General features: G+C 33.3%; 24 protein-coding genes. 11 read left to right on the top strand and 13 right to left on the bottom strand.

Going from position 1 to position 24,150, the window contains the following annotated elements:
* Nucleotides 1-15 precede the first annotated feature (15 nt).
* Both QMG60_RS00420 and QMG60_RS00415 read left to right on the top strand, forming a co-directional pair.
* Nucleotides 16-984, top strand: coding sequence for an iron ABC transporter permease (locus QMG60_RS00420; protein WP_281867916.1), 969 nt, complete (start codon nt 16-18; stop codon nt 982-984).
* A 119-nt stretch (nt 985-1,103) separates the two neighbouring features.
* The gene (locus QMG60_RS00415) at nt 1,104-1,880 is read left to right on the top strand and encodes an ABC transporter ATP-binding protein (protein WP_281866527.1); all 777 of its coding nucleotides are present in this window, start codon (nt 1,104-1,106) and stop codon (nt 1,878-1,880) included.
* Between the two features lie 56 nt (nt 1,881-1,936).
* Here QMG60_RS00415 and QMG60_RS00410 read toward each other — a convergent pair whose 3' ends face one another.
* Nucleotides 1,937-2,392: a tRNA (cytidine(34)-2'-O)-methyltransferase gene (locus tag QMG60_RS00410; RefSeq protein ID WP_281866526.1), complete on the bottom strand. Its 456-nt coding sequence runs from the start codon at nt 2,390-2,392 to the stop codon at nt 1,937-1,939.
* Nucleotides 2,393-2,493: 101 nt separating this feature from the next.
* Entirely contained in the window at nt 2,494-3,078 is a 585-nt protein-coding gene (locus QMG60_RS00405; RefSeq protein ID WP_281866524.1) for a pseudouridine synthase, read from the bottom strand.
* Nucleotides 3,079-3,330: 252 nt separating this feature from the next.
* Between QMG60_RS00405 and QMG60_RS00400 the strand changes: the two genes are divergently transcribed.
* The 3 genes from QMG60_RS00400 (at nt 3,331) to QMG60_RS00390 (ending at nt 8,324) form a co-directional block, all read left to right on the top strand.
* A complete protein-coding gene (locus QMG60_RS00400) occupies nt 3,331-3,705 on the top strand; it encodes a hypothetical protein (protein WP_134142513.1) in 375 nt (124 codons plus the stop codon).
* A gap of 148 nt (nt 3,706-3,853) precedes the next feature.
* Complete coding sequence (locus tag QMG60_RS00395) at nt 3,854-4,606, top strand: glucose 1-dehydrogenase (RefSeq protein ID WP_281866522.1); 753 nt, start codon at nt 3,854-3,856, stop codon at nt 4,604-4,606.
* Nucleotides 4,607-4,910: 304 nt separating this feature from the next.
* Nucleotides 4,911-8,324 (top strand): T9SS type A sorting domain-containing protein, encoded by a 3,414-nt coding sequence (locus tag QMG60_RS00390; protein ID WP_281866521.1) that lies wholly within the window; start codon nt 4,911-4,913, stop codon nt 8,322-8,324.
* A 44-nt stretch (nt 8,325-8,368) separates the two neighbouring features.
* Here QMG60_RS00390 and QMG60_RS00385 read toward each other — a convergent pair whose 3' ends face one another.
* Genes QMG60_RS00385 through QMG60_RS00365 form a run of 5 tightly spaced genes read right to left on the bottom strand, consistent with a single transcriptional unit; the run spans nt 8,369 to nt 12,487 of the window.
* Nucleotides 8,369-8,908, bottom strand: coding sequence for a MepB family protein (locus QMG60_RS00385; protein ID WP_281866519.1), 540 nt, complete (start codon nt 8,906-8,908; stop codon nt 8,369-8,371).
* 45 nt (nt 8,909-8,953) lie between these two features.
* On the bottom strand, nt 8,954-10,600 hold the full coding sequence (locus QMG60_RS00380; RefSeq protein ID WP_281866517.1) for a hypothetical protein: 1,647 nt from the start codon (nt 10,598-10,600) through the stop codon (nt 8,954-8,956).
* Nucleotides 10,597-11,148: a sigma-70 family RNA polymerase sigma factor gene (locus QMG60_RS00375; RefSeq protein WP_057117791.1), complete on the bottom strand. Its 552-nt coding sequence runs from the start codon at nt 11,146-11,148 to the stop codon at nt 10,597-10,599. Before QMG60_RS00375 ends, QMG60_RS00380 begins: the two co-directional genes overlap by 4 nt.
* A gap of 51 nt (nt 11,149-11,199) precedes the next feature.
* Nucleotides 11,200-11,601 (bottom strand): hypothetical protein, encoded by a 402-nt coding sequence (locus QMG60_RS00370; protein ID WP_057117792.1) that lies wholly within the window; start codon nt 11,599-11,601, stop codon nt 11,200-11,202.
* Nucleotides 11,602-11,611: 10 nt separating this feature from the next.
* Entirely contained in the window at nt 11,612-12,487 is an 876-nt protein-coding gene (locus QMG60_RS00365) for a protease complex subunit PrcB family protein (protein WP_057117793.1), read from the bottom strand.
* Between the two features lie 190 nt (nt 12,488-12,677).
* Between QMG60_RS00365 and rmuC the strand changes: the two genes are divergently transcribed.
* The 4 genes from rmuC to QMG60_RS00345 all read left to right on the top strand — a co-directional run bounded on the left by rmuC (nt 12,678) and on the right by QMG60_RS00345 (nt 15,935).
* A complete protein-coding gene (rmuC, locus tag QMG60_RS00360) occupies nt 12,678-14,054 on the top strand; it encodes a DNA recombination protein RmuC (protein ID WP_281866515.1) in 1,377 nt (458 codons plus the stop codon).
* 86 nt (nt 14,055-14,140) lie between these two features.
* The gene (locus tag QMG60_RS00355; RefSeq protein WP_057117795.1) at nt 14,141-14,689 is read left to right on the top strand and encodes an acyl-CoA thioesterase; all 549 of its coding nucleotides are present in this window, start codon (nt 14,141-14,143) and stop codon (nt 14,687-14,689) included.
* 41 nt (nt 14,690-14,730) lie between these two features.
* On the top strand, nt 14,731-15,126 hold the full coding sequence (locus tag QMG60_RS00350; RefSeq protein WP_281866513.1) for a VOC family protein: 396 nt from the start codon (nt 14,731-14,733) through the stop codon (nt 15,124-15,126).
* A gap of 239 nt (nt 15,127-15,365) precedes the next feature.
* Nucleotides 15,366-15,935 carry a YceI family protein gene (locus QMG60_RS00345; protein ID WP_281866512.1) on the top strand — a complete coding sequence of 190 codons (570 nt, stop codon included), beginning with the start codon at nt 15,366-15,368 and terminating at the stop codon, nt 15,933-15,935.
* Between the two features lie 3 nt (nt 15,936-15,938).
* Here QMG60_RS00345 and QMG60_RS00340 read toward each other — a convergent pair whose 3' ends face one another.
* Nucleotides 15,939-16,850 carry a TIGR01777 family oxidoreductase gene (locus QMG60_RS00340; protein ID WP_281866511.1) on the bottom strand — a complete coding sequence of 304 codons (912 nt, stop codon included), beginning with the start codon at nt 16,848-16,850 and terminating at the stop codon, nt 15,939-15,941.
* 98 nt (nt 16,851-16,948) lie between these two features.
* On the opposite strand from QMG60_RS00340, the gene QMG60_RS00335 reads away from it, so the two are divergent.
* Nucleotides 16,949-17,608 carry a TetR family transcriptional regulator C-terminal domain-containing protein gene (locus tag QMG60_RS00335; protein WP_281866510.1) on the top strand — a complete coding sequence of 220 codons (660 nt, stop codon included), beginning with the start codon at nt 16,949-16,951 and terminating at the stop codon, nt 17,606-17,608.
* Entirely contained in the window at nt 17,608-18,912 is a 1,305-nt protein-coding gene (locus QMG60_RS00330; RefSeq protein ID WP_057117800.1) for an AarF/ABC1/UbiB kinase family protein, read from the top strand. The genes QMG60_RS00335 and QMG60_RS00330 overlap by 1 nt, the downstream gene beginning before the upstream one ends.
* A 167-nt stretch (nt 18,913-19,079) precedes the next feature.
* On the opposite strand, the gene QMG60_RS00325 is transcribed toward QMG60_RS00330, so the two are convergent.
* The 5 genes from QMG60_RS00325 to QMG60_RS00305 all read right to left on the bottom strand — a co-directional run bounded on the left by QMG60_RS00325 (nt 19,080) and on the right by QMG60_RS00305 (nt 24,144).
* Entirely contained in the window at nt 19,080-20,375 is a 1,296-nt protein-coding gene (locus QMG60_RS00325) for a deoxyribodipyrimidine photo-lyase (RefSeq protein WP_281866508.1), read from the bottom strand.
* A gap of 164 nt (nt 20,376-20,539) precedes the next feature.
* Nucleotides 20,540-21,049, bottom strand: coding sequence for an SRPBCC family protein (locus tag QMG60_RS00320; RefSeq protein ID WP_281866507.1), 510 nt, complete (start codon nt 21,047-21,049; stop codon nt 20,540-20,542).
* Between the two features lie 146 nt (nt 21,050-21,195).
* The gene (locus tag QMG60_RS00315; protein WP_134142527.1) at nt 21,196-21,636 is read right to left on the bottom strand and encodes a sterol desaturase family protein; all 441 of its coding nucleotides are present in this window, start codon (nt 21,634-21,636) and stop codon (nt 21,196-21,198) included.
* Nucleotides 21,637-21,833: 197 nt separating this feature from the next.
* A complete protein-coding gene (locus QMG60_RS00310) occupies nt 21,834-22,673 on the bottom strand; it encodes a phytoene/squalene synthase family protein (protein ID WP_057117803.1) in 840 nt (279 codons plus the stop codon).
* Between the two features lie 4 nt (nt 22,674-22,677).
* Entirely contained in the window at nt 22,678-24,144 is a 1,467-nt protein-coding gene (locus QMG60_RS00305; protein ID WP_281866504.1) for an oleate hydratase, read from the bottom strand.
* Nucleotides 24,145-24,150 lie beyond the last annotated feature (6 nt).

The raw sequence follows: 24,150 nt of genomic DNA, 5'->3' as shown, positions 1-24,150 counted from the left end.
TTGGGTCTTTTACTGATGTTTTTTGCAAGTATTAGTTTAGGATCTGTCCTGATTCCTTTAAAAGATGTTTTTGCAAGTTTAACGGGAGGTCACGCTGCCAAATCAACTTGGGAATATATTATTATCAACTATCGTCTGCCAAAAGCGATTACAGCAGTTTTAGTTGGAAGCGGACTTTCAATAAGCGGACTCTTAATGCAGACTTTATTTCGAAATCCGCTTGCTGGACCTTATGTTTTAGGATTAAGTTCTGGCGCGAGTTTAGGAGTTGCATTTGTGATTTTGGGCGCAGGATTTCTGCCGTCTTTTTTAAGTGTAATTGCCTTGTCCTCATATGGAATTGTTTTGGCATCTACTTTAGGAAGTACGTTAGTTTTGCTTTTAGTTTTGGTAGTTTCACAAAGATTACGAGATACCATGGCGATTTTAATTGTGGGTTTAATGTTCGGAAGTTTTACAACGGCAATTGTCAGTGTCTTAACCTATTTCAGCACAGCAGAACAATTGCAGAAATTCACTTTCTGGTCAATGGGGAGTCTTGGAAATCTTTCATGGTCAACAATTGGAATTTTGACTTTTTGTGTCGCAATCGGCTTGCTTTTAAGCGCCAATAGCATCAAACCGTTAAACGCGTTACTTTTAGGTGAAAACTATGCAAAAAGTATGGGCTTGAATTTTAAACGAGCAAGACTGATTATTATATTCGCTACCAGTATTTTGGCAGGAAGTATAACTGCTTTTGCAGGTCCAATTGCTTTTGTTGGCTTAGCGGTTCCTCATATTGCAAAACTGACTTTTCAAACTAGTAATCATACGATTCTATTTTGGAGTACTTTGTTTTTTGGTTCGATTATAATGTTGTTTTGTGATATTGTTTCACAAATGCCAGGATTCGATGTCACGCTTCCCATAAATGCAATTACGTCTATAATTGGTGCGCCAGTTGTAATATGGCTTTTGGTAAGAAAAAGAAATTTTCAATAATTTTTTTGCCGCAGATTAAACAGATTAGCACAGATTTTTTTAATCATTTTAATCTCTTAATCTGTGGCAAAAAAAAACTTAGAGCCCTAGGATCTCAGTAACTTAGAATCTTAAAAAAAATGATAAGTATATTAAAGACATCAGATTTAAATATTGGATATAGATCCAAGAAAGGTCTTACGCTTATTGCTGAAAATCTAAATCTAAATTTAGCATCTGGGAAACTCATTACTTTAATAGGAGCAAACGGCATTGGAAAATCAACCTTACTGCGAACTCTTACCGGAATTCAGCAGCCTTTATCTGGAAATGTCTATTTAAACGAAAAAAATATTTCCGACTATAAACCTTTAGAATTAGCGCAAAATTTGAGTTTGGTTTTAACGGAAAAATTACCTCCGAGCAATCTTTCTGTTTTTGAATTAGTTGCGCTTGGCCGTCAGCCGTATACCAATTGGGTTGACACTTTATCAAATGAAGATATTCTGAAAGTTCAAGAGGCTATGAAGCTCACACAGATTGAACATTTAGCTTCAAAGAAGCATTTCGAAATCAGCGATGGCCAATTGCAGAAGGTTTTAATCGCCAGAGCTTTGGCACAGGATACACCATTAATTATTTTAGATGAGCCCACAACTCATTTGGATTTACTGCACAAAGTTTCTTTATTCAAATTATTAAAAAAACTGACTCATGAAACTCAAAAATGTATTTTGTTTTCAACACACGATATTGATCTGGCGATTCAATTAAGCGATGAAATGATTATCATGACGCCGGAAAATATTACTCAGGATCAGCCTTGCAATTTAATTTCAAACGGAAGTTTCAGCAATTTATTCAAAGATGAACATATCGTTTTTGATGCTGAAAAAGGGAAATTTATTGTGACTTAGTTTTCTTCGTCTTCCTGCAAGGTTTTGAAAACCTTGCAGGAGAGATACCATAGGTATTATTTCTTTAATCCAATTTGTCTCTTAGCTTCTCCAACCACAAAAGCAACAGAATTAGCGATATTAAAACTACGAATAAGCGGTGACATCGGAATCGTTAAATGATTTTCAAATCTCTCCATAAACTCCTTACTCAAACCAACGCTTTCTTTTCCGAAAACTAGCCAGTCACCATCTTTAAATTCATTTTCTAAATAAGACTTTTCAGAACGAGAACTCATTAAAAATACACGAGAATGATCTGGAATTTGCGCCATCCATTCTTCTACGTTTTGATATTCGGTTACATCAAGATGAACCCAGTAATCCAATCCAGAACGTTTTAGGTTTTTATCATTAATAACAAATCCGAACGGGTGAATCAAATGAAGACGACTTTCTGTGCCAACGCACAATCTTCCTATGTTTCCAGTGTTATTTGGTATCTCGGGTTCTACAAGAACAACGTTTAGCATTTTTTTTGAGTTTTGAGTTTTGGGTTATGGGTTATGAGTTTTGGGTTATGAGTTTTGGGTTATGGGTTATGGGTTATGGGTTTAGTTCAAGAATTATCTAATTATCTAATTGACAAATTTTCTAATTTAAAATCGTTTACCTCCAGAACTTCTCCAGCTTTTAGGTTTTGCAAATATACATTTCCTATTCGAACGCGAACTAGGCGAAGAGTGGGAAAACCAACAGCAGCAGTCATTTTTCTAACCTGACGAAACTTTCCTTCATTTACAGTAATAGAAGCCCACGAAGTAGGACCATGGCGTTCGTCTCTGATTTTTTTGGCTCTTGGTCCAAAATCAGGAATTTCATTTACGATAAAAGCTGAACAGGGTTTTGTTTTGTATTTACCGCCTTCAAAACCAATTTCGACACCTTTTTGCAGTTCTTCAATTGCTTCTTGAGTAATAATGCCGTCAACTTGAACGTAATATTCTTTGTCAACTTTTTTGCTTCTAATTTGTTCACTTACTTTTCCGTCAGTGGTCAGTAAAAGCAAACCTTCAGAATCTTCATCTAATCTTCCAATTGCCATTATTCCCTCCGGAAAATCATACAATTCGCCTAAAAGCTTTTTCTTTCTTTTTAATTCATAAATAAATTGGCTTAAGTAGCCGTAAGGTTTAAAAAGAATGAAGTGTCTGTGCATTTTTAATTTTTTGCAAAGATAGTTTCTTTCTTAAAATTAAAGCGAAAGTAAAGCATATTAATAGTCTGCAAAAAATGAGTTCAAAACGGGGAACAGCATGAATCGAGAAAGAATCATAATCTTAAAATGTTGTAAATAAAGATAATAAATTATGAAAGATCTTGCCTTTTAAACCCAAAGCAATGTTAAACCATTTAATTTTAAGATTTAGAATTCGTAATATTATAATAGAAACCAAAAAATAAAACGATTATGGGAACGGATAATTTAGGAACAAAAAAGATAAACGGAACGCAGAAAGATATTGACGAATCTAAAGGAAAAAACGTTTCGCACGATAAAGATTTAAAGGATGCTAAATTGAAAAAAGAAATCGTAACCGATGCAGATGGCGATAAAAAAATAGTTGACCGAGCTCGAAATGAGAACGAAGATATTCAATTAAAAACGCCAAAAGTATCCTCAGATAATCCAAATTCAAATCGAGGAGTATCTTCTGAAGAAGAAGCAAAAAAGACGGTTGAAAATAAAGACCGGAATTCTGATATCACACCTAACAGATATCCAAATTCAAATCCAGAAAGTCATAAAGACCGTGGTAATATGAAATTGGATGAAGATGAATAATACAAAATTTTATAGAAAATAAGGTCATTTTAATGTCAAATAACATAACATTAGCGGTAAGCGTTAATGTTATTGTAAACTCTTTTCAAACCTTGAGTATCGGTGTAGATCTTCGTAAATTAGGGGTACAAATTTAAATCGTAAGAATATGTCACTTTTAGAAAATAAAGTAGCATTTGTATCTGGCGGCGGTTCAGGAATCGGACGCGCAGTTGCAGAAGCATATGCTCGAGAAGGAGCAAAAGTAGTAGTATCTGATATTAATGTTGATCATGGTGAAGAAACCGTAAAAATTATAAAGGAAAAGGGCGGAGAAGCTTTTTTCGTAAAAGGAGATTCGTCGAGCGCAATTGATAATAAACACATGGTTGAGGTAACCGTTTCAAAATACGGCCGTCTTGATATTGCTTGTAACAATGCTGGAATGGGTGGACCTGCAAAACCAACAGGAGAATATGAGCCAGAAGCTTGGGATAAAGTTATTGCTTTAAATTTAAGCGGTGTTTTTTATGCCTGCCGTTATCAATTGGAACAAATGGAAAAAAACGGCGGTGGAAGTATTGTAAACATTGCCTCAATTCATGGGCAGGTTGCAGCTCCGCTTAGCCCTGCATATACAGCTTCTAAGCATGGAGTTGTCGGTTTGACAAAAAACATTGCTGTAGAATATGCACAGAAAAATATTAGATGTAATGCAGTTGGACCTGGGTATATTGAAACAGCACTTTTGAAAGATAATTTGAATAAAGATATGATGGATGCTGTTGCAGCAAAATCTGCAATGAATCGTTTAGGGACTGCAGAGGAAATTGCTGAATTGGTGGTTTTCTTGAATTCTGATAAATCATCATTTACAACAGGAAGTTATATTATTGCCGATGGAGGTTATACCGCGGTATAATATTTTAGAGAATACTATTTTGAATTAGGAAAAGCAGCGAACAAAAGTTCGCTGCTTTTTTGTTTAAAAACCCTTTGGTTTGTAGGAAACATGGAGTTTTTTAGCGTTTTTAAAGATTGTTTATTTTTGAATTATATTTTGAATTAAGAGATTTTGGTTGTAGTAATTTTAATTTAATAAGGCTTATGTTGTTTTAAATTGAATTATTTTGATAAAAAATTCAGCATTAAGTTTATAGTTTTATAATATTAGCTTAACTTTAAAGGCTATAAATTTGACTTCTAAAAACTCTATTCTTTAACGTATGAAAAAACTTTACTTTTCGCGACAGCTTTTGCTTTTACTATGTTTTTTGGGCTGTTTTTCTGGAGATCTTTTTTCTCAGACAATGCCAGCTCCGCAAAAATTGCCACACTCACAGAATTTTAATACACTTTTAGTAACAGATACATCTTATCCAGCAGGATATCAAGGATGGACTGCAGGAACTTCAAATCCAACAGGTGAAAGTCAATTTGCTACATCTGGTAGTTTTGGTGCTGATAGAGCTTTAGTAGCCAGTAGTTCTGCCAGTACTAACAGCGGTAATTTTCATAATTATAATGGAAAAATTGGATTTTTAAATACAGGTTCGTTAGACTTGACTATTGGTTTTGCGTTTGATGCAACTGGACAATTCTCTATTCCTGTTCAATATGATGCAATGACGATTCGTAATCCATACGGCGATGGAACCAATAATCGTATCAATGAAATGATATTGCAATATAGAGTAGGAACAACTGCGGGTTTTACTTCAGTAACTGGAACGTTATATTCAAATAATACTACGACCCAAATTGGAACGGGAAATACAACCCCTCAAAATCCTAAGACTATAAATATCATTTTGCCAGCAGAGTGTGATAATCAGCCTGTAGTACAGATTAGATGGATTTCAAGACAACTTAGCGGGGGAGGTTCTCGCCCATCTTTTGCTATAGATAATATAAAAGTTGGAAGAGATATTACAGCACCAGTTGATATTTCTGGTTTTCCTAAAGCAAATAATGTTTTAGCCGAAAGTTTTGATTTTATCTATAAATTAGATGAAGCTGGAAAAACTTATTTTGTACTGCTTCCAGGCGGAAGTGCTGCGCCAACCGTTGCGCAGGTAAAAGCTGGTCAAGACTCAAATGGTACTGCAGCTTTACAAGCAGGAAGTATAGATATTGTAGATCCTGCTCAGGAATATACCAAAACTTTTTCGGGACTTACTTTAAATACGAGTTATTCTGTTTATTCTGTTTCTGAAGATACTTCTAGTAATATTCAGGCAGTAGTAAATAAAGTTGATGTTACTACAGCCAGTTCTGCAGTTCCAGTTTTAACAACTACTACGACAAGTTTAGATTTAGGTTTTTCCGAAGCAAATTATGAAGCAAAGGTTCTAAGTTACCAAGTTGGAGCAATTGATTTAACTCAAAATGTTGTTTTAACTTCTACAGCTAATTTTACTATTTCTAAAGATAACAGCACATTTGCCTCTTCTCTGACTTTTGTTCCTGCTGATTTTGCATCAAATGCTACCCCAACAGTATATGTGAAATTTATTCCAAATGCGGTTGCTAATTTTACAGGACAAATCACTCACGAATCGACTGGTGCTGTAACAAAAACGGTTACTTTGACAGGAACAGGAATCAATCCTTATAAACAAGATTTTAACGATTCAAATGTTTTAACAAATAGCGGATGGACACAATATAACGAAGCCGGACCAGTAAACAAATGGTCTTATACTTCAGTAGCTAGAAATGTAAATTCAGGAACTGGCGCCGTTCTTATAAATGGTTTTTCAGATAATGGACCAAGTAAAGATTGGTTGATTTCACCTAAATTACGTTTAGATAATTTTGGAGCACTTCCATTGCTGTCTTTTTATTCTCGTAAATTTTATGCCGGTCCCTCTTTAAAATTAATGGTCTCAACGAATTATGATGGAGTGAGTAATCCTAATACAGCAACATGGACAGAAATAAATGGAGCATTTCCGACTGTAACAGGTACTTATGCACAATCTCAATATATTAAGCTAGATAATTATAAGACAAGCAATACCTATTTGGCTTGGGTTTATGAAACAACTGCGGGAGGTAATACCAATGCATCAGAATGGTCTTTTGATGATTTTGCTGTAACAAATGAGATTGGATATGTAGATTCAAATCCTGTTTTAGATTTTGGAGTTGTACTTCCAAATACAGTTTCAGACTCTCAATCGTTTAACTTTAAGGCAGAAGGATATGGAGATATTACAATTACAACTCCTGCTTCTTATCAAATTTCAGCAGATAATGTTTCGTTTGTATCCAGTATAGTAATTACTGCTGCCGATGCTTTAGCAGGAAAAACACTTTATGCAAAATTTGCACCAACAGTAAAAGAATTTAAAATATCAGGAGCTTTAACTGTAACAGGAACCTCATTAAACAGGCAAATAGGTTCATTGACTGGTTCTTCTTTGCCAAAAGCAGATACTTTTGATGTAGTAACATACAATTTAGAGTTTTTCGGTGCTCCGACTTCAGCTTATGGTCCTTCAGATAAGCCTCTACAACTAGAAAACGTGGCCAAAGTCATGAATAAATTAGATGCAGATGTTTACGTAGTACAAGAGGTTTCAAGTGATGCTCAGATTGATGCTTTAATTCAGAAAATAAATGTAAACGGAAAAACATTTGAAAAAAGTATTTCTAATGTATGGTCATATTCTTGGCAAAATCCGCCTTCAGATCCAAATTTTCCACCTCAGAAATTGGTAGTGCTTTATAATACGCAAACCGTAACAGTGAAAAAAACACGTGTCATGTTTGATAAATTCTATACTGAATTGCGTAATGGAACTAAAACACTGAACAATTATCCAGGAGATAGCAATAGCAACTTTTTCTCTTCAGGGCGTCTGCCTTATATGGTAACAATAGAAACAAATCTTAATGGAGTTAAAAATGAAATTAACCTAATAGATCTTCATGCACGTGCTAACAGCGGAACCGATATTTCTCGTTACAACATGCGTAAGTATGATACTCAGGTTTTGAAAGACAGCTTAGATGCTCATTATGCAAACTCAAATATTATTCTTTTGGGAGATTACAATGATGATGTAAAAGCATCTGTAATTGAAGGACAGCCTTCTTCTTATGAAGCTTTTGTAACAGACACCAATAATTATAAAGCACTTACTTTAGAAATAAGCCAGGCTGGTGCATACAGCTTTTTGAGCTCAGGCGGATTCTTAGATCATATTACGATTTCTAATGAGCTAATAGATGATTATATTTCAAACTCTACAGCCGTTTATGATCCGCGTAGTGATATTGCAAATTATACCACAACAACTTCAGATCACGGACCAGTAATAGCGCGTTTTCAGTTAAAACAAGATGTGCTTTCAACACCAGATTTTGAAAAGAACAAATATTATGTAAAAGCGTATCCAAATCCTGCTATAGATGTTCTGAATTTTGATGTAAAAACAACTCAAGGAAGAGATCTGAAAATTAGATTATACGATTTCAACGGACGTGTAATTGGAAATCCAATCAGCGTTAAAAACGAATCTGAAGTTAGTACAGCAGCTGTTGCGGTTGGAAATCTAGTTTCGGGAGTTTATTTCTATACCGTTACCGAAAACAACAAAGTGATCTTTAAAGATAAGATTCTTAAAAAATAAGAAAAATAAAAACAAAAAAAGGCTTCCAAATCTGGAAGCCTTTTTTATTGAAAATCTATAAAAGAATTTCTCAATTGATCGAAATCAATTTTATTTGAATTAGTAAGCGAAATAAAATAATCTAACTGCCATTTTTGTGTTTTTTGAGCTTGTTTACTTGTCGTTTCATCCCAAGGCGGATAAACTCTTGTAGCTCTAATTCCCTCTTTATTTGGGGTTGAAAAAACACCTTTTTCTAATAGTATCTTTTTAGGAAAAATAAATTGTCCCCAATTTTGATCCTTACGAACACTAACAATTACAAAATCTATTGCATCAGAGTAATCAAAAGGTTCGATTGTCCCAGTTTTGTTACGTTTCCATAAAGTAACAAACTGTCCAGTTTTAGTTGGAGTGATTTTGGCTTCACGGTAACAAATGTTTTTATCATTCAACAGAAAACGATAAGCGCTGTATTCATCACTTTCGGCTTCTTTTTGCAGCGCTGTTAAATGAAGGTCTGTTTGGTCAAAAACAATTTCTTTGGCTAATAATAAATCAGTTGGAATTTGAATTGAATCAATCGTAGAAGCGGTAAAACTCATAAAAGAAATAATAATTAATTTTCTGAAAATTACTACAATTATAATTTAGAAAGAAACATTTAATCCGAAATTTAATCCCCATTGAAACTGATTGAAAGACTGGCTGTTTAACGGATTGATATAGTAATTCATAGCAGGCTCTACAAAAACATTTGTTTTTTTGTAAACTCGATATTGAATTGTACTGCTCAAAGTAGAACCGTAAACATAATCGTTTGCAGTTACATTTTCTCCAATAGAATGGCCGTCTAAAGCAACATTGTTTGAAATTAATTTCCCGACAAAACCACCTGTATTCAAATTAATGCTGGCTTTATTTTTATTAAAAACAGAATAAGAAACCTCCAAAGGCATTTCAATATATCGTAGATTTTGATCCAATTTTCCACTCTGGATATTATCACCTTTTAAAGCTTCTTTGGTGCTGTTTGATATCAGTATATAATCAGAATTACTGCTTGCCTGCGAAACGGGACTATTACTATTGCTAGCATATTCACCAGGAGCAAAAAGGGCATTACCTTTGGCACTTACATAAGAGACATTCGCCACACTTTGACCAAGTTCATTGATTTTTAAACCAGAACCAACAGCCCATTTTTTATTAATGCTGTATTTCGTTTTAACCCCAAAAGAATTAGATTGTTTGGAGTCGTTTACATTGCCTAAAGTCTTTTCATTTCTAGTGTTTTCAGAACTCGCAACACCGGCAAAAACAGAAAGAGCCCATTTTTCTTTTTTGTTAATTAATTTGTCTTTTTTATCCTTTTCTTCTTTTTTAGTTTCTGGAGCTAAAATTCCTTTTTCTAAATTTTGAAGTTCTGCCAGCTGCATAGAATCTTTTTTACTTAAAGCAGCAGTATTGAATTTTGAGTTCTCTTTTATATTAGCGGCTAAAGTTTTTTCGGAAACTTTTTCATTCTTATTAACAAGAGCATTTTGTTTTGATGCATTATTCCCAACAGAACTTTCGGCAATGAAAGCAAAATTGTTATTGTTTTTAGGAACTAACTTATCATTAAAAATAGAATTCGAAAGCTGTTTTTTAGCCGTAGAATTAAATTTGTTTTGTTTTCCAAAAGCAACTCTTTCTTCAGCGATTCCTTTAGTATTAGAAAATTTGTCTTTTTCTAAAATAGATTTTTTTGAAGATCGAGCACCTGATTTTTCTTCTGAAGAATTAAAATTCTGAACAGCAAGAGATTGATTCGGAACATTATTGTTCGGAAGCTGCATATGAGATTCAGAATCCTTTTTATTGGTTTTGTTTTTCGAATTGGCATGTGCAACAGCACTTTCTTGCTCTTGCGTTGCTTTTGAATTATTTAATTTATCTTTTGTTGAAGAAACATTAGTTACAGAATCAAGAGTTTTATTATGATTGTGATCACTGTTTATATTGCCTTTTTTGGCATTATCATTTATTTTTTTATCCAGAACTACGCGATTATTTTCGAAACCACCTTTCCCATTGTCAAAGTTTTTATTTTGAGGAGAAGAACTAAAATGTAAGATTGAGGGCAGAAGCAACCCTAGTAGTAAGCATGCAGCAGCCGACCACCAAAGAATAGCTCTCTTCTTCTTTTTTGGTTTGTCTAATTTTTCTTCAATTTGTCCCCATAATTCAGGAGGCGGAACACTCGAAAAGTCTTCCATTGATGAAAAAATATCTTCTATTTTTTGCTTCTTCATGCTGTCTTAAAATTTTTTATGCTCAAAATTCGCTTTTGTAATATGTGTTTGGCGCGATTTAAATTTGATTTTGATGTTCCTTCGGAGATTTTTAATAACTCGGCAATTTCCTTGTGTTTCATTTTTTCAAAAACATATAAGTTAAAAACCGTTCGATATTGGTCTGGTAAATCCCGAATATATTCTAGAAGTTTTTCCTGCTCCATCGGAATAATTTCTAATTCTTCCTCTTCAACAAAGTCAGTATCTGGATCAAAAACATCTAAAAAGAAACTTTCTTTCTTTTTTTTATTTAAAGTCTCGATGAGTTTGTTGATGAAAATCCGCTTGAGCCATCCTTCAAAACTTCCTTCAAATTTGTATTGGTTTATTTTCTGAAAGACAATCACAAAGGCTTCCTGAAAGACATCTTTTGCATCATCCTCGTTTTTCATATATTTCAAACATATACCATACAAAACAGGAGAGAACAACTGATAAATTTTCAGTTGTCCCTCTCTGTCATTTTTCATGCACAGTTTGATATATTTTTCTAACTCGTCTTTCAAAAATGTGGTATTGTTTGGTTTGGCAAAAATAGTTCTAAAAAGCTTATAAAACTATCTTTTAAAAATAGTACGAGCTGCGTCTTGGTTATTACTCAAAATCGTTAGGTTTTGATTGTCAAGGTTTTCTATCACATAAGTTTTGCCTTCGAACGTAATTAGATCATGTTCTGACTGATCAAGATATCCTATCCCTTTTTCTACCTGATAAGGACTGTTTCTAATCTCTACATTATTTTTATATGTAATCACTCTCCCATCTGGAGTAAAGATAATTTTCTTAGTAAAACCAATAGTTTTTGGCGTTGCGACATACGGATTATTAGCACCGCCTACAGATTTTTCCCAGATCCAAGTATTTACAAGCGAACTAGATCCTGCACTAAAAGTCTTGTCTATGGAATAAAAACTGGCAAAAAGAAAAAATGCAATAAAAGAGATAAAGAGTTTTTTCATGATCGGGGGATTATTTTAAACTAGTAATTTTTTCTTGAATAAGTTTTTTGAAAGCTTTTATATCAGCACTTTGATCTTGCGTATCATTGTTGTCAATATAAACCTTAGTTACTGTTATACCTTGGCGTAATTCAAAATAAACACCACCTTGATCTGCTGCATCTGGAGCGCCGTAAATTTTAGTTTGTCCTTTTAAAGCTAAAATTTCAGCAGGAACAGCTTTTAATAATATTGTGTAATCACCTCTTTTTATAGTTGGAGTGTATTTATATTGATTGAAATCGTATTGATTAGCGCCAACATTTAAGAATTTTAAAATACTGTAATCATTAACTTGGAAGAATTTTTGACAGTCTGCACCAGTACAATTATTATTGAAACTACCAATAATTGCTGTGTCTGGACTTTCATTAGCTTTAATGAAAATAAAACCTTTTGATGTTTTTGGAATTAAAACAAAGTCTGAAGGATAAGTAGGAGATTGAGTTATATTTTCGCCTGGCGCTGGTGATTTCTCGTAGTAATTAACTACAATTTCGCAATTGTTTTCTACAATAGAAGTAATTTTAATTGCATATCCGCTTGTAGGTTTAGCTCCCGCAAAAATTCCCACTAAATATTGTTTGGTAAAATCAATATTAGGATCGCTTGCAACAGGACATGTGTTATCATGTTTTGGGAATAATTCATTCATTTTTTCTTGCGTTGCAACAACTGCTACAGCCGCATTGTTAGGCTGCGATTTTACGCTATAATTACAATAGAAGGGAAATCCAGTAAAAGCTACATTTGTATTAGCACCGCAATCAACATAATTATCATCATTATTTAGAGAACATGCACTAAATCCGAAAGCTATAAATAAGCTCAACATTAATTTTTTCATAATTTATTTTAATAGGTTTATATCTTGTAGATTGAACTTTTTAAAAAAGGTTGCGTAAAACTTTTATTTTTTTTTGGAAAAAAAATAAAATGTTGATTTAGTTTGGATTAAATACGAATTCGTGAAATTTTAATTTTTAAAACTAAGTACTACGTATTATTGCGTACTTTTACGTAAAATAAACTTAGTTATGTCGGATTATCTACCATTTTTATTGGCTTTTGTAGTGGCGCTTTTTGTTGGAATATACTTAGGTAAAATGCTTTCCGGGTCTAAATTTCAGTCAGAAAAAGCAATTTCAGAAGAGCGATTAAACGCATTAAACAGCCAGTTGCAAATGCAGAAAGAGCAATTTGAAAGTGAAAAAAATTACTTTCAAAAACAATTGCAGCTGCTCAATTTTGAGAAAGAAAACATTCGGACAGAGAAAGACAGTCTGGCGATTCAGCTTTCTAAAAAGGAAGTTGATTTTGAAAATTTGTGGGAACGACATAAAGAACAAAAAAATGAAATCAACGAGCTTCAAGAAAAATTCACCAAAGAATTTGAAAATTTAGCCAATAAAATCCTCGAAGAAAAATCGGCTAAGTTTACCGAACAGAACAGCGAGAATATGAAAAATATTCTATTGCCGCTTCAGGATAAAATTCATGTTTTTGAACAAAAAGTAGATCAGACCCATAAAGAAAGCATCGATTATCACGCCGCACTTCGCCAGCAGATTTTAGGTTTAAGCGAAATGAATGCACAAATGAGTAAAGAAACCTTAAATCTAACCAAAGCGCTAAAAGGCGACAGTAAAATGCAGGGAAATTGGGGCGAATTGGTTTTAGAGCGCGTTCTGGAAAAATCTGGATTAGAGAAAGGAAGAGAATATGAAGTACAGCAGAGTTTTACGAACAGCGAAGGAAATCGTGTTTTTCCAGATGTTGTAATCAATCTTCCTGACGGTAAAAAAATGATCGTCGATTCTAAAGTTTCGCTAGCGGCTTATGAAAAATGGATTAACGAAGAATCAGAGCTTTTAAAAATAGATTATCTAAAAGAACATGTCAATTCTATTAGAAGACACGTGGAACAGCTTGGCAGTAAAAATTATCACGATTTATATCAGATAGAAAGCCCCGACTTTGTGCTGTTATTTATTCCGATGGAGCCAGCTTTTGCGATAGCTTTAAATGAAGATCCAGCTTTATACACCAAAGCATTCGACCGAAATATTGTAATTGTTACGCCAAGTACACTTCTGGCTACTTTGAGAACAATAGACAGCATGTGGAGCAATCAAAAACAGCAGGAAAATGCTTTTGAGATCGCAAGACAAGCCGGCGCATTATACGATAAATTTGAAGGTTTTGTTTCTGATTTAGTCCGAATTGGAAATAAAATAAAAGATACCAAAACAGAATACGAAAGCGCAATGAACAAATTGGTTGACGGAAAAGGAAACTTGATTACAAGCGTAGAAAGATTGAAAAAAATGGGAGCAAAGGCCAAGAAATCACTTCCTGAAAATATAATTACAAGAGCTGCTTTAAATTCAGATGAAAATGAATTGTTGAATTAAAAAAAAATAAAACACATAGAAACATAGGTTTTGTTCTGAATCTATGTGTTTAAAAAATAAAAACATACACTCCAAAAAACAAAAACATGACTACAGATTTTAAACCCGTTTCTTCATCAAAAATCAGCATATCAGAATTAATGCTGCCTTCGCATACCAATTTCAGCGGTAAAATCCACGGAGGTTATATTTTACAACTATTAGATCAAATTGCTTTTGCTTCGGCGTCAAAATTTAGCGGTAATTATTGCGTAACGGCTTCTGTAGATACCGTAAACTTTCTAAAACCAATTGAAGTTGGAGAATTGGTAACCATGAAAGCCTCTGTAAACTATGTCGGCAGAAGTTCAATGATTGTCGGGATTCGTGTTGAAGCAGAAAATATTCAGACTGGAGTTGTTAAACATTGTAACTCCTCTTATTTTACAATGGTTGCCAAAGATAAAGAAGGAAAGAGTGTTCAGGTTCCTGGATTAATTTTGTCAAACCTGCAGGAAGTCCGTCGTTTTAGAAAAGCAATTAAACATATCGAAGTTAGAAGAGAAGTCGAAGAGCACGAAAAACTTACAAATATAAACTCTATTGAGGATTTAGCCAGTTTAGAAAAATATAATGTCCTTCTAGAAATCAGCTAATTTTTCTTATATTTATATAATACACATTAAATAAAGAAAACATGATAAAGTTTGGATATACCATTTTGTACGTTGAAGATGTCGAAGAGGCATTGGCATTTTATGAAAATGCACTTGGATTCTCAAGGAAATTTATAAGCCCAGATAATGATTATGGCGAATTAATTACGGGAGAAACAACACTTTCGTTTGCATCTAAAAAGCTCGCATCACAAAATTTGAAAGACGGTTTTATAGAAAGCAGTTTAGAAGATAAGCCTTTTGCCATAGAAATAGGTTTTATTGTCGAAAATGTTCCCGAAGTTTTGCAAAAAGCGACTTCTTTTGGTGCGATAATGGTTGCAGAACCTGTAGAAAAACCGTGGGGACAAGTTGTGGCTTATGCACGAGACTTAAATGGATTTTTAATCGAAATCTGTACAGAAGTAAAAATGTAGTTAAGGAGCATTTCACATCTTACAAAAAACATTTTACTTTTAAAAACATTCACAAATATTTAGCATTAGTTCTAGAACTTTGCTTGTCGAAATTTCGTAACTTTAAATGTGATCATTTGGTTACGAAATTTTTTTTCACTGAATAACTGCCGTTCAATTTTTATAGTTAATCGGATTTTTTTTTCACTTTCTATTAACCGCAATTATTGAATGACATAATTGTTTAAATGTAGACGATTATGAAAACAACTACCTTATTATTTTTATTTTTTACTGCTTTTTCTGTAATTGCTCAAGATAAATTTTTTACCAATACCGCCACGGTAAACTTTGAGGCGTCTGTTCCTCTATTTGAAGAAATAAAAGCAGTTAACAGACAAGTTGCAATTCTTTTAGAACCTAAAACAAGCACTTTTGTTTGTACTTTAATGATCAAAGATTTTCGTTTTAAACTTGATATGATGCAAGAGCATTTTAACGATAATTATATGGAAAGCCGTCGTTATCCTAAAGCTGTATTTAAAGGCAAAATAGAAAAATTTGATTTGAAAGATATTAATGAAGTCGAAAAGCAATATCAGATAAAAGGTAAGCTTTATTTACGAGGAAAAATGAAAGAGATTGTTGTAAATGCTCTAATCAAGAAAGTTGCAGACGGCATTCAGGTAATTTCAGATTTCCCAATTTCAATTTCAGATTTCAATATCCAAATTCCAAGTTCGGTTGCTTCAAAAATTGCAAAAACTGCCAATACAGCACTGACAGGTGTTGTTCATAGCGACGAAATAATGTTTGCAGCTTTGAAATAAGTGTTATTTGATACAATTTATGAGTGCCTTTTCTAAATCGGTAAACTGAAATTCAAATCCAGTTTTCTGAATTTTTTCAGAAGAAACTCGTTGCCCAGTTAAAACAGCTTCGCTCATTTCTCCCAAGAAAATTTTTAGAATAAATGGCGGAACTTTAGGAAGCCAAATAGAATAACCAAACAAATTGGCAAGTGTTTTAGAAAAGCTGGAATTTGTGGTATTGTCTGTTATACATGCGTTATACGCGCCTTTCAGCTTTTCATCTTCGATGCTTTTTAAATAAATATTGCATAAATCATCAATATGGATCCATGGAAGATATTGTTTACCCGAGCCAAGGACCGAGCCAAATCCAGATTTAAAAGTCGGAATCATTTTTTTAAGAAAACCTTCGTTTTTCCCTAAAACTATTCCCGTTCTTATTTTGACCGTTCTAATCTCTAAAGAGTCAATTTTGTCTACTGTGCTTTCCCATTTTTGACAGATCGAACCCAAAAAATCATCGGCTGGCGGTGTGTTTTCGGTACAGATTTTATGACTGGTGACAGCACCATAAATCCCAACTGCCGAAGCAGAAATAAAAGCATTTAGTTTTTTGTTGTTTTGTTCTAAAACCGAAAAGATTAAATCAATTGGTTTAATACGGCTTTCTAAAAGCTCTTTTTTTCTTTTGTCTGTCCATCTTTTTTCAACAATTCCTTCACCAGCAAGGTGAATGATGTAATCAGCATTTAGGACGGCATTTTCGTCAATGTAATTTTTATTTAAATCCCATTTATAATATGTAATTGAAGGAGAATTTTCTCTTTCAGACCGACTCAAAATTGACACAGAATATCCAGCTTCCAAAAGTGTATCTGTTAAGTGTTTTCCAATGAATCCGCTTCCGCCAGTTAAGAGAACATTTTGAGCCATAATAGTTTATAATATATTTAACAGTGTATATTGTTTAAGGATTAGTAAAGATAATTAAACAATGTTTACCTTTATGGCAAATTCTAAATTTTAATAAAATGGCGACTAAAAAACAGGTTATTACCAAAGATGTTATCGTTTCAAAATATATGGATGAGGTTCTGGAAAAAGGTCATAAACCAAAATCGGTTTATCATTTTGCGAAAGAAAATGATTTTACCGAAGCTGAGTTTTATTCCTTTTTTGGAACATTAGAAAGTTTAGAAAAAGAAATTTTCAGAATGTTTTTTGAAAATACAGTTAATCTGCTTCTTGAAAATGAAGAATACCAGCAGTATGACATGAAGAATAAAATGCTGAGTTTCTATTTTACGTTTTTTGAAATTTTAACTGCAAATAGAAGTTACGTTTTACAGACGCTAAAAATCGATAGAAATCCGCTTAAAAATTTAGTACAGCTGACTACTCTTCGAGAAAGTTTTAAAAATTATGTTTCTGAAATCCTTACTGACGATTACAGGTTGGAGCAGGAAAGATTTCAAAAATTTCAAGAAAAAACTATTCGGGAATCAGCTTGGCTGCAATTAATGCTGACGATTAAATTCTGGATGGAAGATGAATCTGCTGCCTTTGAAAAAACAGACATTTTTATCGAAAAATCGGTTAATGCATCATTTGAATTAATGAATGTTGCACCAATGAATCATTTAATAGATTTTGGAAAATTTCTATTTAAAGAAAAAATACACAGCAGATAATGAAAACAATCGATTATATTCCTACCTCAAAAATAGAAAGAGCAGGAAAACTGGTTCAAACTGGAGCTAAAATTGGGGTAAACTATGTGAAGCACTATGCTGAGAAAATAGTAAACCCAGATTTAACCCGAGATAAACTAAACGAAAATAACGCCGAAGATATTTACGACGGACTTAAAAGCCTAAAGGGAAGCGCGCTTAAAGTCGCTCAAATGTTAAGTATGGACAAGAATTTTCTGCCTCAAGCTTATGTGGAGAAATTCTCATTGTCTCAATTTTCAGTTCCGCCGCTTTCTGCACCTTTGGTTTTAAAAACTTTCAAAAATAATTTTGGTAAAACACCTTACGAAATCTTTGACGAGTTCAATCCAAATTCTGTAAACGCAGCAAGTATTGGGCAGGTTCATTTGGCAAAGAAAAATGATAAAAAACTGGCTGTTAAAATTCAATATCCAGGTGTTGCAAACAGTATTTCATCAGATTTAGCTTTGGTAAAACCTATTGCAATTAGAATGTTTAATCTGCAAGGGAAAGATTCTGATAAATATTTCAAGGAAGTTGAAGATAAACTTATTGAAGAAACAAACTATTTATTAGAATTAGAACAAAGTAAGGAAGTTGTTGATGCCTGTAATAAAATTGAAAACATCATTTTTCCTAATTACTATCCAGAGTTTTCATCAGAGAAAATCATTACCATGGATTGGATGACAGGAATTCATCTTTCTGAGTTTACTGCTATAAATAAAGATCAGGAAGTTGGGGACAAAATAGGGCAGGCACTTTGGGATTTTTATATGTATCAAATTCACGTTTTACGAAAAGTTCACGCCGATCCGCATCCAGGTAATTTCTTGGTTGATGATCAAAACCAGTTGATTGCTTTAGATTTTGGCTGTATGAAACAAATTCCAGAAGATTTCTACACGCCTTATTTTGAATTAATCAATAAAAATGTAATTACAGATGAAAAGCGTTTTAACGAAAAACTATTCGAATTAGAAATTCTTCGTCCAGACGATTCGCCTGCAGAAGTTGCATATTTCACAGAAATGTTTCATGATTTGTTATCGCTTTTCACGAAACCTTTCCAAAATGAAACCTTCGATTTTGCCGACGAAACTTTTTTCAATGCAATTGCCGAATTAGGAAAACGTTTCTCTGAAGATACAAATCTTAAAAAAATGAACGGAAACCGCGGTTCTAAGCATTTTATTTACATGAACCGTACTTTCTTTGGTTTGTATAATCTAATGTTTGATTTGAAGGCAAAAATTGTTGTAGATAATTATTTGAAGTACTAGATTGGAAAATTCCAAATTTTTAAAATTCCAAATTCCAATTTTACATAAACCTTTGTCAAAGTTTAAACCTTTGACAAAGGTTTTTTTTGTATTGTTTGTCATCCTGACGGAAGAAGGATCACGAGATTACGAACAATTGGAATTTGGAATTTAAAAAATTTGGAATTTTATTTAATTATTCCAGCCTTATAAGTCGCAATAGCACGATCTCTCGCAAAAGCATGATCGACCATTGGTTCATTATAACCAAAATCAAATTCAGGAATCCATTTGCGGATGTATTCGCCTTTTTCGTCAAATTTCTTTTGCTGGATTTCTGGATTAAAAACCCTGAAATAAGGCGCAGCATCACAACCTGTTCCTGCTGCCCACTGCCAGTTTCCAACGTTCGAAGCCAGTTCGAAATCTAAAAGTTTCTCGGCAAAATAAGCTTCTCCCCATTGCCAGTTGATTAATAAATGCTTGCATAAAAAACTCGCCACAACCATGCGAACGCGATTGTGCATGTAACCCGTTTCGTTAAGCTGGCGCATTCCTGCATCGACCATTGGGTAACCTGTAGTTCCAGAACACCATCTTTTAAAATCATCTTCGTTATTACGCCATTGAATTCCATCGTAGGCCGATTTGAAATTATGATTGACACAATTCGGAAAGCTGAAAAGAATTTGAATAAAGAATTCTCTCCAAATTAATTCGCTTAGAAAAGTTTGATTTTTTCGATTTGCCCAGTTTACTAATTTCCGAATGCTTACCGTTCCAAATCTTAGGTGTGGAGAAAGATAGGAGGTACTGTCTAAAGCTGGGAAATCTCTGGTCTCTTTATAATTACCAATTTGTGTTAAGTTGTGCGGCTGTACTTTTATGGTGCTTCTTTCAAAACCAATTACTAATAAATCGGGAAAAGGAAATTGATTTTTTGCAAAATTGGATTGATATGGTTTTGAATCATATTCTGGAGCCGATCCTAAAATATGATATTTTTCAAGCCACTTATTTTTGTATGGAGTGTAAACGGTATATGGAAGTCCGTCTGCTTTGGTGATTTCTTTTTCTTCAAAAATAACGTGATCTTTAAATGAAAAGCATTCTATTTTATTTTCTTTTAATACCGTAGCAATTGCGTTATCACGTTTAATAGCAAAAGGTTCATAATCTTTATTGAAAAATACGCTTTGAATGTCGAATTCTTCTAAAAGCGATTTCCATACTTCTTGTGTTTTTCCTTTTTTAATTAAAATTGAAGATTCAAAAGTGTTTAATTCTGAGTTTATTTTTTGGAGTGAATGATAAATGAAAGACACCCTCGCGTCGTTTTTTGGAAGATTATCCAAAATATCTTCATCAAAAATAAATAAAGGAATTATTGGGAATTCAGATTGTAAAGCGTGAAATAGTCCATTGTTGTCCTCTAAACGTAAATCCCGTCTGAACCAGAAAAAGGAAACTTTTTGTTTTGTCATTTGTTGAGTTCCGTTTTGTTTTTTTGCCACAGATTAAAAGATTAAATCTGTGGGTGTATTCTAAAATTCTCGCAAGGAGTTAAAAGCAAATTGTTTATTTTTAAATATATAGTTTTATAATTTAAACTTTAAAAAATATGTTTCTATGTTTAAAAATAAAATCTTTAAATACTTTTTTGCTCTGCGTGTATTTGTATAATCTTTGGCTGTGGTTTTGAATTAAATAATTCTTCGATTTTCTTATAGCGGAAATCGAAAATGGTTTTTAGTTTGTTTTTTACAACTAAACTATTCATAATCCGCCCAAAAATTCCGAGTGGTAAAGCATAGTGTACAATGTCTGTCATTTTTGTTCCACCGTCTGGTGTTCGCTCAAAAAAATGTTTGTGATGCCATAGTTTGTACGGACCAAAACGTTGTACATCGATAAAATACTCGTTTTCCTTACAAGCAGTAATTTCGGTAACCCAAGAAATTTTGATTCCTAAAAGCGGTCTTAAAGTGTAAGTGATAATTTGACCGTGATACATGCGTTTGTCATCGAAGTCCTTAATTTGAAAATTCATATTGTCTAGAGTGATGGTCTGGAGATTTTTTGGGCTCGAGAAAAAATCCCAGCAGTCTTCTACGCTGGCATTTACATATTGTACGGTTGCTATTTTGTATAATTTCATTTCTTATGAATCAATTGTTTGCAAATGTTTCTTGTATTACGTGAGCGTTAGGGATTGCAGTGGAGCTCTTTTTATGGCTGGCTTTTTAGCCTGACATAAAAAAGCGGGAACGAAAAGCCCGGCCCTTGGGAAACGCCCAAATAATGCTACATTTTATAATATTTTAATGGTACAAACAACATTCCGAAACATTCTCCTTTTTCTTTATTAAGGTGTTTATGGTGTATTTTATGTGCTTTTCTGAGTCCGATTAGATATTTGTTTTTGGTGTTTTTGAACCATTTAAAACGCTGATGAATTAATACATCATGAATTAAAAAATAACAAATTCCGTAAAGTGTCACGCCGCAGGCAATAAAAAATAAATAGTTAAAACCGCCTTGAACACCAAAATAAAATAAGAGAATACTTGGAATTGCAAAAATGACAAAGAAAATATCGTTGCGCTCAAAAGTATGTTCATATCTAGGCTGGTGATGATCTTCGTGAAAATACCACATAAAGCCGTGCATAACATATTTGTGCGTAAGCCAGGTCACACATTCCATAAACAGAAAAACGCCCAAAAAGATTAAGAAAGAAATCATTTGTAAAATGTTGTAATTAAAATTATAATTTAAAATCTTTTGAGTTTAGCTTTAAATTACAAAAGATTGACTCTAAAGAATATTTTTTTTTGCTTTGTTGCTCTCATTTTTGTCATTTCGACGAAGGAGAAATCTCCGCAAATAACTCCGCAAACTATGGTAACCATCTTTGTCGGGAAATTATAAACTGGAAGAATTTATACCAGTTTGAGCTTGTACGTCACAAAAGACTGCGCCAAAAGTCCTGCTTTTGTGTAATTAGAAACACGGATTCTTGCGTTACCAATTTCGTAATAAGGCGTATTTTTTAGTTTTTTAAGCAATTTTCTGTAATAAACATAAGCGGTATAAACTCCGAATTTGGCTTCGATAGGAAGTTTTACAATTCCTTGGTAAGCGATGCGGAAATCTTCTTCAATTTCTTGTATAATCTGCTCTTTTGAATCTTCGTTGAAATTATTAAGATTAACACCTGGGAAATAAGTTCGGTTTAAAAGCGTATTGTCATCTTTTAAATCCCTCAAAAAGTTTACTTTCTGAAAAGCAGATCCTAAGCGCATGGCTTCATCTTTTAATTGTTCGTATTTATGCTCTTTTCCAGAAACAAAAACCTTTAAACACATTAATCCCACAACATCAGCTGAGCCGTAAATATAATCTGCGTACTCTGCCTGTGTGTTATAGGTTGATTTTATAAGATCTAGTTTCATGCTTTTTAGAAAAGCCTGAATAAGATCGTCTGTAATATTATATTGTTTTACAGTATGCTGAAAAGAATTTAGAATTGGATTTAGGCTGATTCCTAATTCCATTGCTTTATAATATTCTTTTTCAAAATCGTCGATAAGATATTCTTTTTCATAATCATGAAATGAATCTACAATTTCGTCAGCAAAACGAACAAATCCATAAATGCTGTAAATAGCATCGCGAATGCTTGGTGAAAGCATTTTCACGGCAATTGAAAATGAAGAGCTGTAGTTTTTGGTAACCAGCTTGCTGCATTTGAAAGAAACGGCGTCGAATAGTGATTTCATTTTTTTAAGATCTTAGAGATTTTTGAATTAATTCAGCTGCTAGTTTTCCTGAAATTAAGGCAGGAGGAACACCTGGTCCAGGAACAGTTAATTGTCCTGTAAAGTATAAATTCCTGACTTTTTTGCTTTTTAATTTGGGCCTTAAAAATGCAGTTTGTAATAGTGTGTTGGCCATTCCGTAAGCATTTCCTTTATAAGCATTATAATCTGTTACAAAATCGTTTTTGCAGAATGACTTCTTAAAGATAATATTATTTCTGATTTCTTGTTGCGTAACTTGCTCAAAACGAATGATTATCTTTTCGAAATACTCTTCTCGGAGTTTCTCGTTATCTTCAATTCCCGGCGCAAGCGGAATTAGGAAAAATCCAGTTTCCATTCCATTTGGTGCAGCTGTTAAATCAGTTTTGGATGGAAAATTGGCATAGAATAAAGGCGATTCAGGCCATTTTGGATTATCGTAAATATCAACAGCATGCTGGTTAAAATCGGTATCAAAAAATAATGCGTGATGCGAAATGTTTTCTATTTTTTTATTAAAACCAATAAAAAATAGGAGAGAAGAAGGTGCAAAAATGCGGGTTTCCCAATATTTTTCAGAATAAGCGCGATGCTCTTTATCTAATAAAGTTTCGGTATGCTGATAATCGGCGCCGCTTAAAATGATATCTGCTTTTATAACTTCGCCATTGATAACAATCGCAGTTGCTGTGCTGTTTTCAACTACTATTTTTTCAATTGGAGCATTAGTTTTAATAGAAACACCAAGTTCTAAGGCTAGTTTTTCGATTCCGCGAATAACATCAAACATTCCAGTTTTCGGGTGCCACGTTCCTAATCCAAAATCGGCATAATTCATGAAATTGTAAAATGATGGCGTTTTGGTTGGTTTCGCACCAAGAAATAATACAGGAAACTCAAGAATTTGGATCAATCTTTCGTTTTTGAATTTCTTTCGGATATCGGCACTTACATTACTAAAAAACTGATTTAATTTTAAAGCGGTTTCTTTTGTAATTAATTCAAGCGGTGAAACTCCCGGGCGATACACTAAATCTTTTATAGCGATATCATAATTGCTTTTGGCTTGATTGATAAAGTTTTGAAGTTTTTGAGCGCTTCCTTTTTCAATTTCTTCAAATGTCGATTTGATATCTTCTAAATTGTCATAAATACTTATAAAATCATTTATTCCAAAATAGACGCGATACGCTGGATTCAGCTTTACGAGTTCGTAATAATCTGATGGTTTTTTATTAAAGTCTTGAAAAAAGCGTTCAAAAACATCGGGCATCCAATACCAGCTTGGTCCCATGTCAAATGTAAAACCGTCTTTTTTAAATTGTCTGGCACGTCCGCCAATCGTGTCATTTTTTTCATAAATAGTTACATCGTTTCCTTGTTGTGCAAGGTAACAAGCTGCGGCTAAAGAAGAAAAGCCCGATCCTAGTATTGTTATTGTTTTTCTCATTTGTTT

Source organism: Flavobacterium sp. GSB-24 (assembly GCF_027924665.1).
Taxonomy (GTDB): domain Bacteria; phylum Bacteroidota; class Bacteroidia; order Flavobacteriales; family Flavobacteriaceae; genus Flavobacterium.
Note: the sequence above shows the minus strand (reverse complement) of the source record. Positions and strands in the feature narration are given on the sequence as shown.